Annotated in this window: 14 protein-coding genes; 12 read left to right on the forward strand and 2 right to left on the reverse strand. The window is 51.8% G+C overall.

The window, feature by feature from the left end; all coding sequences use genetic code 11:
• Positions 1-39: 39 nt before the first annotated feature.
• The 12 genes from AC4GL5_RS12430 to AC4GL5_RS12485 all read left to right on the forward strand — a co-directional run bounded on the left by AC4GL5_RS12430 (position 40) and on the right by AC4GL5_RS12485 (position 11,402).
• A complete protein-coding gene (locus tag AC4GL5_RS12430; protein WP_490383110.1) occupies positions 40-825 on the forward strand; it encodes a hypothetical protein in 786 nt (261 codons plus the stop codon).
• On the forward strand, positions 825-1,739 hold the full coding sequence (locus AC4GL5_RS12435; protein WP_490383111.1) for a type II secretion system protein N: 915 nt from the start codon (positions 825-827) through the stop codon (positions 1,737-1,739). The genes AC4GL5_RS12430 and AC4GL5_RS12435 overlap by 1 nt, the downstream gene beginning before the upstream one ends.
• A gap of 149 nt (positions 1,740-1,888) precedes the next feature.
• On the forward strand, positions 1,889-3,787 hold the full coding sequence (gspD, locus tag AC4GL5_RS12440; protein WP_490383112.1) for a type II secretion system secretin GspD: 1,899 nt from the start codon (positions 1,889-1,891) through the stop codon (positions 3,785-3,787).
• A gap of 145 nt (positions 3,788-3,932) precedes the next feature.
• Positions 3,933-5,423 carry a type II secretion system ATPase GspE gene (gspE, locus tag AC4GL5_RS12445; protein WP_490383134.1) on the forward strand — a complete coding sequence of 497 codons (1,491 nt, stop codon included), beginning with the start codon at positions 3,933-3,935 and terminating at the stop codon, positions 5,421-5,423.
• An 18-nt stretch (positions 5,424-5,441) separates the two neighbouring features.
• Positions 5,442-6,653, forward strand: coding sequence for a type II secretion system inner membrane protein GspF (gene gspF, locus AC4GL5_RS12450; RefSeq protein WP_490383113.1), 1,212 nt, complete (start codon positions 5,442-5,444; stop codon positions 6,651-6,653).
• A 42-nt stretch (positions 6,654-6,695) separates the two neighbouring features.
• On the forward strand, positions 6,696-7,205 hold the full coding sequence (gspG, locus tag AC4GL5_RS12455) for a type II secretion system major pseudopilin GspG (protein ID WP_490383114.1): 510 nt from the start codon (positions 6,696-6,698) through the stop codon (positions 7,203-7,205).
• Positions 7,206-7,211: 6 nt separating this feature from the next.
• The gene (locus AC4GL5_RS12460) at positions 7,212-7,778 is read left to right on the forward strand and encodes a prepilin-type N-terminal cleavage/methylation domain-containing protein (protein WP_490383115.1); all 567 of its coding nucleotides are present in this window, start codon (positions 7,212-7,214) and stop codon (positions 7,776-7,778) included.
• A gap of 49 nt (positions 7,779-7,827) precedes the next feature.
• Positions 7,828-8,397 carry a hypothetical protein gene (locus AC4GL5_RS12465; RefSeq protein ID WP_490383116.1) on the forward strand — a complete coding sequence of 190 codons (570 nt, stop codon included), beginning with the start codon at positions 7,828-7,830 and terminating at the stop codon, positions 8,395-8,397.
• Entirely contained in the window at positions 8,378-8,833 is a 456-nt protein-coding gene (gene gspI, locus AC4GL5_RS12470; RefSeq protein WP_490383117.1) for a type II secretion system minor pseudopilin GspI, read from the forward strand. The genes AC4GL5_RS12465 and gspI overlap by 20 nt, the downstream gene beginning before the upstream one ends.
• Position 8,834: 1 nt before the next feature.
• Complete coding sequence (gene gspJ / locus AC4GL5_RS12475; RefSeq protein ID WP_490383118.1) at positions 8,835-9,518, forward strand: type II secretion system minor pseudopilin GspJ; 684 nt, start codon at positions 8,835-8,837, stop codon at positions 9,516-9,518.
• Positions 9,518-10,567 (forward strand): type II secretion system minor pseudopilin GspK, encoded by a 1,050-nt coding sequence (gene gspK / locus AC4GL5_RS12480; protein WP_490383119.1) that lies wholly within the window; start codon positions 9,518-9,520, stop codon positions 10,565-10,567. The genes gspJ and gspK overlap by 1 nt, the downstream gene beginning before the upstream one ends.
• An 88-nt stretch (positions 10,568-10,655) precedes the next feature.
• Positions 10,656-11,402, forward strand: a complete 747-nt coding sequence (locus AC4GL5_RS12485; RefSeq protein ID WP_490383120.1) for a type II secretion system protein GspL — start codon at positions 10,656-10,658, stop codon at positions 11,400-11,402.
• 112 nt (positions 11,403-11,514) lie between these two features.
• Here the strand turns inward: AC4GL5_RS12485 and AC4GL5_RS12490 are convergent, their stop codons facing one another.
• Complete coding sequence (locus AC4GL5_RS12490; protein ID WP_490383121.1) at positions 11,515-11,976, reverse strand: hypothetical protein; 462 nt, start codon at positions 11,974-11,976, stop codon at positions 11,515-11,517.
• Positions 11,977-12,080: 104 nt separating this feature from the next.
• The gene (locus AC4GL5_RS12495) at positions 12,081-12,785 is read right to left on the reverse strand and encodes a hypothetical protein (protein ID WP_490383122.1); all 705 of its coding nucleotides are present in this window, start codon (positions 12,783-12,785) and stop codon (positions 12,081-12,083) included.
• Positions 12,786-12,811 lie beyond the last annotated feature (26 nt).

Here is a 12,811-nt window from a genome sequence, read left to right on the forward strand (position 1 = left end):
TGTCGTTCAGGGCAGGCTTGTTGTTTAGGAATGGATTATATGGACAAATTCTCTGATTTTTTTCCAGGGAAATGGGTAAAACGAATTCTGCCAATCGCTTTTGTATTAGGACTTTTGGCAAACTTTCCGGCTTCAATTATCTGGGATTATGCTCAGTCGCGTATCCAGTTGCCACGGCAACTCTCTGTTGAGGGTGTCAGCGGTTCTCTATGGCAGGGGGAAACACTTATCTCCATCAGAGATCAGGGGAGAAGGCTGCAGCTTAAGGGTGAATGGAAACTGGGTTTACCTGCCCTGCTTGAATCGGGGGAACTCTTTGTCCTGGTTGTTAATCATCCGGGAACCGAGTTGAAGTTGATCGCATCCCCCGGCTGGAATTTCGCTTCGATTTCGGGGCAGATATCCGGCCACTTGCACCCTTTATTACTGAACCCTTTTCTGAAGCAGAACAAGGCTTGGATTTCCGGTGATACTTCAATTAACGCTCTGGCTTTCAGGGTGCAAAACGGTCGCCCTGAGTCATTGACCGGATCCGTTATATGGCAGGGTGGGGAAACCTACTTTTTACCACCCGGCGGAAAGTCTCCCCGACTGATCCGCTACCCCCAACTGGCAATTAAAGCCTTCACCGGAAGTGATGGTGCTATCGATACTCAAGTCACTGCTCTGGGCACTCAGGAGCCTCTGATTAAAGCATCGCTGATGAAAGATGGTTGGTTGTCAGTCGCTGTCTTTGGTCGTATAAAACAGGCGGTTCCGGATCTTCCTGTGCCGAGAAAACCGCTTGATCAGACTTTGGTGAAATACAAAGAGAAGGTGTTCTGATGAAAAAAATTCAAAACCTTCTTGCCCCTTTGAGTGGCTGCTTAATTGTTTCTGTCATCGGTTGGCAGGCGGGTGTTCTTGTTGTTCAGGGGCTTTCCGGTGAGGGTAAAACCGAGCTGTCTAATCAGGTTGTAGAGAACTGGTTGATGGCCGGGCAGCGCCCTTCGGTTGTTCCCCGTGAATTGGCCTACGATCGGCTTTTTGCCGAACAGGAACGTGCACCTGAACCTGTTGTTGTGCCTCAAACTCCTTTACAGATGGTGCTGAGTGCGGTTTTCGTTGCTCCTGAAAATGTGAATTCCGGAGCGATTATCGCAACCCTCAATAAGAACGCCAGTTACTACAAGGTGGGCGATGAGGTTGAAAGCGGCATTTTTCTGAAAACGGTTCATGACGATCATGTTGTTCTGAACCGTAACGGCAACTCCGAAGCGCTTTATTTTAAAACGTCTGACAGCTCCGGCGGGGTTTCTACGGTTTCCCGGGCTGACGTACCCAAAGAGACAGTGGATCCGGTTAGACCAAGGGCCGAGAGTACTCCGGTTCAGTCACAGGCGGTAAAAGACCTCCCTCAAACAGAGCTGGGTAGTGATATTCGTCGTCTTAATGCTGCTGCGTTTATGCGCAAATATCAGCAGAAAATGACGGAAGATCCTTCAGTATTGCTTAGTCAGGCAGGCATCACCCCAGCGGCAGGTGGTGGTTATCAGTTGGGCGATAGCCCTTACGCTTCTTTGCTGACTTCCGCCGGACTTGAGATGGGGGATGTGATTTTGTCGGTGAACGGTTCTCAGCTTGGCGACCCGCAATCGGATGCCCAGTTACTTGGAACGCTTTCACAGCAAAGCGAAGTCGAAGTGATGATTCAGCGTGGTTCGCGTCAATTTGCGGTAACTTTTCCTGTAACCCGTTAATCTTGCTGTCTTTTTGATTTAATATGCGACACTGTTCAGCTACTTTTAGGTAGCTTTATGTCAACTGTTCAACGCCATGCACAGCAAGTTATTTTCCTGACGTTACTTGTCGTTGTCATCATCAGTGCTTTAGAAGAAACGGAGTTTCGGTGATTAAAAAAATAATTCTAGCCAGCTTACTATTGGTTTCCCTGCCCGCTTTTTCCGGTCAATGGAAAGTCAATATCAAAGATGCTGAAATTGACGCTTTTATCAGCCAGATCGCAGATATTACGGGTAAAAGTTTTATTGTCGACCCCCGAGTTAAAGGTCGGGTCACCGTTATCTCTAAAGCCTCCATGGATGATGCCGCTGTTTATCAGCTGTTTCTTTCGGTGTTGAATGTTCATGGCTTTGTTGCGGTGGAAACTGTTGACGGTGCGATCAAAGTCATTCCAAACGCGACAAGCAAGCAGGAAGGCACAGGTTCAGGTCTGCGCAAAGGTGATAGCTTTATCACCGAAGTGATTCAGCTGAAATCAGCCACCGTTGCTGAGGTTGTCCCTGTTTTACGCCCTCTGGTTCCGCAGTATGGCCATCTTGCGGGGGTTCAGTCTTCAAATGCCCTGATTCTGTCTGACCATGCCGCGAATATTGAGCGGTTGAAAGGCATTATTGAAAGCATTGATGGTGGCAAAGATGAGCAAATTGAAGTCATCAGCCTGCGTTATGCTTGGGTTGGTGACTTAGCAACCTTGATCGAGGAGCTGGTTCCGGCTCAATCGGGTCGATCTGCAAAGGGGCAGGCGGGGCGTTTCACGATCGTTGCTGATGAGCGTTCTAATCGCCTGATTCTTAAGGGCAGTGATCCGGACCGTGAGCGCATCAGATCTCTGATTTCTAAGCTGGACCAGCCTTTTGAGAGCAAAGGGGTGACCCAGGTTATTCAGCTGAATTACGCGGAAGCGACGAAGGTTGCCGAGCTGCTCAGTAAAGTAATTAATGATGCTGATCCGTCGGCGGAAAAGGCACCTCCTACCGTCACTAAGGCTCAGTTTCAGGCGGATGAATCCCTTAACGCTTTGGTTGTTCGCGCTGAGCCAGGGGTCATGTCTGAAGTGAAAAATCTGGTTTCTCAGCTTGATATCCGACGGGCGCAAGTGCTGATCGAAGCCGTTATTGTTGAGGTCAGTGGCAGTAATGGCGAACAACTGGGTATTCAGTGGCTGGTGGGTGACTTTGAAAGCGGCCCTGTGGGTGGAACCAGCTTTAACAATGCCGGTGTTTCTTCCGGCTCTCTGGTGGCGGATGCTGTGACAACCGGTGGGGCGGGAACCGTTGGCAAGGTTAATGGGGCCTTTCTGGGTGGCGCCGGAGAGTCCGGTGGTCAGGATATCGGCGTTCTCGTTCAGGCCCTGGCGACAACATCGAATGCTAATCTGCTGTCGACTCCCAGTGTAATGACACTGGATAACGAAGAAGCCGAGTTTGTCGTTGGTCAGAATGTTCCTTTTTTAACCGGGACCACCACCAACTCGACAACCACCAACCCTTTTACCACAATCAGCCGCGAAGATGTCGGTGTGACCCTGAAGGTGAAACCTCAGATCAATGACGATAACAGTGTGCGTCTTGAAGTCCTGCAGGAAGTCTCTTCTTTGGTGCCTTCGGATAACCCTCTGGCCACGGGGTCTGCTGACCGCATCACCAATAAACGTTCCATCGATACCACGATCCTTGTTTCCGACGGTGAAACCATCGTTTTAGGTGGTTTGATTCAGGATGATGTTCAGGAGTCGGTGAGCAAGGTTCCGCTGTTGGGGGATATTCCCTTGATCGGTGCGCTGTTCAGAAGTACTCAGATCACCAAAACCAAACGAAACCTTCTGGTCTTCCTGCGCCCGAAAATTATCCGCGATAGTAATCGACTAAAAGCAGTGGCAGATGCTAAGTATCAGGGGATTTATCGTGTGGAGGCCCGTTATGGCGACCTGAGCGATAGAAATACTGAAGACACCTTGCCGCCAAGGGGTAGTGTGGAACAGCTCTTTGAAGGCGGCAGAGATTGATATGCGACCTGATTTTTCAGAAGCTCCTGTCATAACCAAAACTGACGGAGAGGCGGGTATCCCGTCAGAGTCTCTTGGGGTATCGGAATTGGCTCTGGGGGATAACCCTGCCCTGAATAGAGCTCGACCTTTTGTTCGTGATCCGATGTTACCAGTATCGCTGCCTTTTACCTTTGCTAAAAAGCAGGGGGTATTGGTGAGCCCTGATGCGGAAAAAAAAATATGTTATGCCCGTGAGCCATTGAATACTTCTGCTCTGGGCGAAGCGATGCGCCTTTGTGGGCCCTTTGACGAGCTGGTTATATTGCCGGCTGCAGAGTTTGAACAACACCTGACCCGGCATTATCAGTCGGATTCTTCTGAAACCCTGCAGATGGTTCAGGGTATTGGTGATCAGATGGATCTGGCGAGTCTTGCGGATTCTGTTTCTGAGACCGAAGATCTGCTGGATCAGCAGGATGATGCGCCAATCATTCGTCTTATTAACGGCCTGCTGCAGGAAGCGATCCGGGAAGGGGTTTCAGACATCCATATTGAAACCTTTGAAAAACGCTTAGTCGTACGCTTCCGTGTCGACGGTGTTTTACGTCCGGTAGTGGAACCCAAGCGTGCTCTTGCCCCACTGCTGACCTCCCGTATTAAAGTAATGGCAAAACTGGATATCGCTGAGAAGCGTGTCCCTCAGGATGGTCGGATCTCACTGCGCCTGGGTGGTCGTGAAGTGGATGTGCGTGTTTCAACCCTGCCATCCAGTAATGGCGAGCGTGTCGTGCTACGTATTCTCGATAAAAACGCCGGACGAATGGATCTCGCGCAACTGGGGATGTCATCACAGATTCACAACGGTTTGCGCCAGTTGCTTGCTAAGCCTCACGGTATTTTTCTGGTTACGGGGCCGACGGGTTCCGGTAAAACCACCACCTTGTACGCATCATTAACCTCGTTGAATGATGCCAGCCGTAACATTATGACGGTTGAAGACCCTATCGAATACAACCTGGAAGGCATCGGACAGACTCAGGTGAACCCTAAGGTCGATATGACCTTTGCCCGTGGTTTACGTGCGATGTTACGTCAGGACCCTGATGTGGTGATGGTCGGGGAGATTCGCGATATCGAAACCGCTGAAATCGCCGTACAGGCAAGTTTGACCGGTCACCTGGTACTTTCTACCTTGCACACCAATACTGCCGCAGGTGCGGTGACTCGTTTGCAGGATATGGGGGTTGAACCCTTTCTGTTGGCTTCCAGCCTGCTGGGTGTTCTGGCCCAGCGATTGGTAAGGGTGCTCTGTACCGAGTGTCGTACGCCTTATCAGCCGGATGATGCCGAGCTGGCGCTGATGGGATTAAGCGCATCAGACAATGTGACCCTTTACCATGCAGCGGGCTGCGAGCATTGTAATCAGCAGGGCTATCGGGGACGAACCGGTATCTACGAACTGCTCACGGTCAACGAAGAGGTACGTCGACTGATTCATCAGCAGGCGGGAGAGCAGGAGATCGATCAATACCTGCGCCAGTCAAAGGGATACGATGGCCAAGCCTACCAGACCATACGTCTGGATGGCTTGCGGTTGGTTCTGGCAGGCATTACTACAGTAGAAGAAGTGCTGCGTGTGACCCGTGATGATTAAGATCGATGGTGATTCCTAATGGCTGCTTTTAATTATCAGGCTCTGACGGCTTCCGGTGCCAAGAAAAAGGGCGTTATGGAAGGAGAAAGCCCCCGCCATATTCGTCAGCAGTTGAGGGATCAGGGGCTGATCGCTGTTTCCGTTGATCAGGTTTCAGAATCGAAAAATAAACCAAGCCGTTTTCTTTCGGGTCCCGGCATGTCGGTTAAAGAGCTGGCGCTCTGTACCCGTCAGATGGCAACGCTGGTGCAGGCCGCTATGCCTCTGGAAGAGGTTTTGCAGGCGGTTGCCGCCCAGTCTGAGCGCCCTAAGGTAAAGAGTCTTTTACTGGGGGTGCGCTCCCGTGTACTGGAAGGCCATACACTGGCTGATGGGATGGCGGATTTTCCCAACGCATTCCCTGAAATGTACCGCTCAACGGTTGCAGCTGGTGAGCATGCCGGTCACCTGGATCTGGTACTGAACGAGCTGGCCGATTACACCGAGCAACGGGAGCAGGCGCGCCAGAAAATTCAGTTGGCACTGCTTTATCCCGGTCTGTTAACCGTGGCCTCTATTGCCATTGTTAGTTTTCTGCTGGCTGTGGTTGTGCCGGATGTGGTGAAGGTCTTTACGCGAACGGGCAATGACCTGCCTCCGTTAACTGCGGGCCTGATTGCGGTGAGTGATTTTTTAAACCAGTTTGGCCTGCATCTTTTGTTGCTGCTCTGCCTTGGTTTTCTTGCATTTTCATCGGCGTACCGTAAACCGGGCTTCAGGTTGGCGGTAGATCGATGGTTGACCGATTTCCGTCTGACCCGAAAGATCAGTCGGGGGATCAATGCATCACGTTTTGCGGGCACCTTAAGTATTCTTTCCCGCAGCGGTGTACCCCTTGTGGAAGGATTGAGCATTGCTGCCGCCGTGATGCCGAATCATTTTATGCGTCAGCAGGTGAGTGAAATTGCCGGTAAGGTTAAAGAGGGTTCATCGCTGTTTAAATCGCTGGAGCAAAGCGGGCGTTTTCCACCGATGATGCTCTATATGATTGCCAGTGGTGAGCGTAGCGGTGAACTGGAAAATATGCTGGATCGGGCTGCCAGGCAGCAACAGCAGACTCTGGAAGCACTGGTTGCCACCGTTGTGGGGTTATTTGAACCCGTCGTTCTGATCGCTATGGGCGGTGTCGTGCTGACCATTGTATTGGCGATTCTGTTACCGATTTTGAATATGAATCAGCTGATTGGCTGATCCTAGTTTTGTGTGTTTCGAAGAATATTTAAAGGAATCTTTATGAAAGATCAGGAAATTCAGATGCAAGTTCAGTTCGAACCTCAGGTTCTGCCGGGTTCTGAAAAAGTGACGTCAGCCGCCTCCGGCAGAGCTACCCGCAAACAGCAGGGTTTTACTCTGATCGAAATTATGGTCGTGGTGGTGATTCTGGGCATTTTAGGTGCGATGGTGGTTCCGTCGATTATGAGCCGTCCCGGAGAAGCTAATGTGGTAGTCGCCAAGAGTGATATCCGCTCTATCAGCAATGCATTGGAGATGTACAAGTTGGATAACTTCCGCTACCCGAGTAATGAAGAAGGTCTGAAAGCTCTGGTTGAGAAGCCGGACTCTGCAAAAAACTGGAACCCGGATGGCTACCTGCCGCAGATGCCGGAAGATCCGTGGGGCAATGCCTATATCTATCAGCGTCCGGGACAGAAAAGCCGCCATTACGACCTGTTCTCCCTGGGGGCTGATGGTCAGGAAGGTGGTGAAGGTACCGATGCTGATATCGGAAACTGGGATAAGTAACGTTAAGTGAGGCCTGTTAACCGGCAACAAGGGTTCACGCTGATCGAGATCCTTGTGGTGGTCGTTATTATCGGTGTTTTGCTGACCGCCACCGTTGCGCTACGGGGGGATCACTCCGGCCAACGGGCACTGATGGCAGAAGGCGAGCGCCTGCGCAGCGTGTTTATTAGTGCGCAACAACAAGCGGTGCGCAGTGGCTTGCCGCTCCGGTTAATGGTTAAAGCGACCCGCTATGGCTTTGAGGCCTTCGAGCCGGAATATGGGGACGAACCTGCGGCTGTTTCTGCGGGGGTGGTCCCTGCGTCGGGTCTTAACCTCCTCGCTCTGAAGCGCCAGCCTGGGGGCCGTTGGAGTGAACCGGAGATTGGGTCTCTGAGGGCTTATCAGCCGGAACGTGAGATGCGTTTTGCCCTCAAAGTAGCCAACAAAGCTCAGTCTGAGCTGATGATTGGCGCCTCCGGGTTAACTCAGGGATTTACCCTGAGTCTCTATTTTCCGGAAGCACCGGACAGAGTTCTGATCTTCTCCGGTGACGGGGTAGGCCGGCCGGATTACGCGTTGCAATCCCGGTAGAATAAAGCAGGTTTATATCGTTTTTCAGTAAGGGACAGACGGATATTTTATGGCGTTTAATCGGGATTTTTCAGCGAGCATCGGCCGCAGGCTCAGTCAGGGAATTGGTGAATTTCTGTCGACGGTTGCAGCGCGCCTTCCAGAAGGGCTCAGGTCCGGCTGGAATAATCTCTCTGTCCGTGATCGCGGTGCACTTAAGCTTCTGGCAGGTGTGCTGGTACTGACTCTGGGGTATCTTTTGGTCTGGCAGCCCATTATGCAGATGGTTGAGGACCGCCATCGCTGGCAGATTAAGCAAAGTGAACGTCTTGAGCGTGCACAGCTGTCCGCCTATAACCGATTAAATCAATTCGGCATGATTGATCTTATGCCGATGGATCTCTGGTTTAAGCAGGAGCTCCCCCGACATCGCCTGAGCCTGATCCAACACAAGGCCAGCACTGATCCAAAACAGCCAGGACAACTCCGGCTGCGCTACAGTGATAGCCGAAAAGCTCATGAATTTCTGATCATGATGAGTCGTCTAGCCAAGCTTGACCGAATCAATATCGATCAGACCAGTCGCACTATCACGTTAGATTATCGCCCTGATCCCGATTATGCCGACCTTACCCGGTAAGTTTGCACTGATGCTAACCCCTGCCTGCACACGGTGCCGCCCTGATCATAATCCTTGCCGACAGAAAGGTTTTACCCTGCTGGAGGTGATGATTGCCCTGGCGATTCTTGCTGTTGCTTCCGCCGGACTTCTGACGGCCAGCAGTGGTTTTGTTCGCCAAAGTGGCCAGCTGGAGCAGCGTGTTGTTGCTAACTGGGCTGCACAAAACCGGATGAATGAGCTGCGCCTGTCCGGATTTCCGCCACAAATAGGTGAAAGTCATGCTGAGGCTGAGTTGGCAGGGCGTCGTTTTTTGTTAAAAGTCCAAACCAGTGCCACAGAATCCCCCCTGTTATTGCGAGTTGAGCTTCAGGTCTTCAGCCATGAAGAGGGCGAGACTGAGAATCAGGATTACGCTTTAGCACAACTCACCAGTTTTCTGAGAACGGAGCCTTAAGATGTCGGCTTCACTCAATGCCAAGCCGGTGACAAGACGCTTGCAGTCCGGTTTCACCCTGCTGGAGCTTCTGATTGCCGTAGCGATTTTTGCTCTGATCGGCCTTGCCGGATACAAGTTGCTGAACAGTGTGATCCGAACCTATGAGCACACCCGTGATCGTTCGGATAGCTTCAGTCAGCTGCAAACCGCAGTTTCGGTTATTGAGCAGGATCTTAAGCAACTCACCCGACGTTCCATCCGTGATGAGCTCGGAGATCCTCTGCCTGCTTTCTCGGTCAATTTTCGGGGGGGCTTGCCACTGGAGTTTACCCGTACCGGTAGCTGGTCCATGATGGCCGATAAAGCGCTGGATGATACCTCATCGGCCGCCGATACAGAGAACGCAAACACCGGTGTTAAGCAGCGGATCGGTTATCGTCTGCAGGATGGTGAGCTTCAGCGTCTGGTGTGGCGGGTTTTAGATCGGGCTCAGGACAGCAAACCTCAGGTACAGGTTTTACTCAAAGATGTTACCGACTTTTCGGTCAGGTTATTGGGTGAGAGCGAATGGCAGGAGTTCTGGCCAGTAGAGAACCAGCAAGGACAGATCGATTTCCGGACGCTGCCCAGAGGGATCGACCTGAGTTTCGGACATAAAAAATATGGCCGTATTCAGCGCATTTTCGCACGGGAGGGGATCTGATGATCGGCTCCCGAATCAGGGTGAAGGCCCCGGCCCTTAAGTCAAAAAACAAGCCGGACTCAAAAAAAGAATCCGGCGTTGCCTTGATCAGTGTTTTGCTGATTTTTGCCATAGCTGCCATCCTGGCAACCCGTATGATGAGCCAGGGGAGTATTCAGGCCGAGCGTGCAGGCGGCTATCAGCAGCAACAGCAGCTGGAGGCCTATGCCCGGGGCGGAGAAAGTTACGCCATTGCACTGCTGAAAGAAGATTGGCAGCAGGATCAGGCCGCTGGTGACAAGGCTTATGATCACCCTTCCGAGCCCTGGGGGCAGTTGGATCGCTTTGCATTGGATGCCAGCGATGCAGCGGAAGAGGGAGATAATCTGCGTATCCGGATTTTGCCGCTGGATGGCTATTTCAACATCAATAACCTGCTGAAAAATGAAAACGAGCACACTGATGCCCGCCATCTTTCAGGTTTGCGCCGCCTGCTGGCTGCGAATCAGATTCCCGAAGTGCTGGCCGATCAGGCGCTGGACTGGATCGACAGCAATAATATTCCCACTGGACTGACCGGAGCAGAAGATAACGACTATCTGCTGCAAAAGCCGGCTTATCGAACGGCCGATCAGTACCTTCTGGATACCGATGAGCTGATGCTTCTGACGGCTGCCTTGCCCCAGAATCGATATCGAATGTCTGAGCTGCTGGTGGCACTGCCTGCACACACGCCTCTGAACCTGAACGCAGCTAACCCTGAAGCCCTGGCAGCCCTGTTAGCGATGAGTGTTGATCAGGCGACACAGCTGCTTGGAGGGATCGAATACACCCCGGTGGTTTCGGTCAATGACTTTCTGGCAGCCCGTTCGTTGGACGCTGGTTTGGCTGAGTTATTCAGTATCCGCAGCCAGTATTTTATGATCACCTCTCAGGTCGATTGGCTGGAACAGCGTTTAGCCCTGACAACCTTGCTTCATCGTGATCTGGAATCCGGTAAGATCACTATTTTACAGCGGCGTTTCCAGCCAGTGTCTCAACAGCGCTTTTCCCGGGAGGTAAAGCAATGAGTTATACCTCTGAGGGGTTCTTTGACCGGAAGATTATCAGGTCAGGCTATCCGTCATCGGCCAGACCCCGAATTTCCAAGGAGCAATCATGAGCCATAATTTTGCGGTGATCTATCGCCCTTATGATGCACCGGAGCAACCTCTGATCTGGTTTCCACTGGATAGGTCACTTGCCACGCAGGGATTTCGTCATGCATTGCAGGGGGATTTTGAGAGTTTTCATCAGCATCTGGCAGAGATCGGGTCTGATGATGTTCACGCCCCGGTAAACCTCTATCTTTTTCTGGCGGATGAGTTGGTGAGCTTTCATCAGGTTAATGTGCCGGAAGGGGTCAGGCGTAACCTGAATAAACTGCTGCCGGTTCTGATGGAAGAGCAGTTGGCGCAGGATATTGAGCGGGTTGCGGTGCACTATGTTGAGACTCAGACTGATGAGGACAGCGATGGTGTGTTGAGCAATACCGCAGTCTGGGATCGGGAGAGTTTGCAAACCCTGATAGATCAGCTCAAATACTCTGCAGAAGATAGCCCTCTTACTCGCCAGATTCGTATCAAAGCTTGTCTACCGGCTTCCGCTTGTGACGGTTTGAGTGACCTTTCAGCAGCGGAACCCAGACCTGGTTACTGGCAGCAGATCCCGAGGGTTCCCGATACGGATCAGGTTCGGTTTTCGGTCAGTGAAGCACCGGATCAGCTGGTCCTGCGTCTGGAAAGTCATCGCTGGAATCTGGTAACACCGGAGCAGAATGAGATCAGCCCGCTTTACGGTGTCTTTGCTGTGGCGCTGATGGCAGCGGGGCTCTATCTGTTAAATCAATGGCTATCGGTTTTCTGAGCTATTTATCGTAAAAACGACCTGCGATCAAAAACAGACTGCAATCAATAAAACAAGCCCCGACAGCTAGCTGAACGGGGCTTGTTCTGTCAGGACTACCGCAAATGCTGTTTTACAGCAGTGATGCAATAGCCTGTTGAGGTGCAGTATTCGCTTGCGCCATAACCGTTGTTGCGGGCTGTTCGCTCATCTGCTTGCCGGTACTGGCGGCCAGATCCGCCGCAAACTCGGCATCCTGAATCTTGCTCTGTGCCGGAATCTCTTTTTGCGCGTTCTTAAGAGCATTTTGAGCTTCCGCAGAGATATCAACCACTGCCGACGGCGCTTTCTCTGGGCCCGTCGGGATAATGTCGTTCAGGCTTTGTAGTTTGGATGGCCCTTCAACACGGCTGGTAGAGGCCAGGCCCAGATCGTTAGGGGTGCCGGTGCGCTGGTTGGTATCAGAAACCACGGAAGATTCACGACTGGGGCGTGCCTGAACTTCAGAGGCCCGGAATTCGTTCTGTTTGTTGGAATCCAGGTTTCTTGGGGTGAAAACCGCAGTAATGGTGGTGTTGGATGTCACGATTGGCATAACGCTACCCTGATTCTGTTCAGACAATAGATGTATTCTAGGGGCGCTTTTAGTGCGGATCAAGGCGTTTGTAACGCCCTGTTATATTTTGTAAGGCGGTGGTTTTATTCCACCGACTCCCTGGCACTCTTTAGCAGAGCGGTTATCTCTCTGAGCCAGCTGACTTTCTGGTCTTTCCGATAGGGGCTGGCAAAGCGATACCAGGGATGCTCAAGCGCAAGTCCCATCGGTTTGCGGCGTTTTACCAATTTAAGAAACGCTTCCGCATCAGCCTGCTGAACCGGATTACTACCCCAGGCAAGGATCAGATGATCCGCCTTTAACAGCCGTTTCAGTTCCTTATTCCGGCTGGAGTGAAGCAGGCTATGGGGGAGTGCCTCAGCTTCGCTATCACCATTAAGTTTACGATAAAGGCGGGCGAAAGAATCACTGTTGGCATCACACAGATCCGACAGGTTGATCAGGCGCAGCCGCTTCCAGTTCATCTGGCGCATTAAGCGCATCATCTGATACTGGGTGTTATCGGGTTTCAGTAGCCTTAGATTGGTATTCCGTAGCGGCCAGTGTGTCGGATTGTCCAGCAGAGGGAAGTGTCTAGCCTGATCTGTCTCAAGCAGCCGGATACTACCGGGATTCATCAGGACCGCCACCGCATCCGGTTGAGTATTGATACCTGCTTCAGACCTGAGGCTAATTTCCACCCGGCGGCGGCAAATCAGTGGTTCTTCATCCCGACGACTCAGGCGGTAAAATTCTCCCTGTACGGTAAAGTCCTGTTTCAGGCTGTCAGCGTATTCAAATTCGATCATGTTTTATTGTCCCCGGACTCTTGCTG

The sequence above is a fragment of the Oceanospirillum sp. genome (assembly GCF_982874595.1).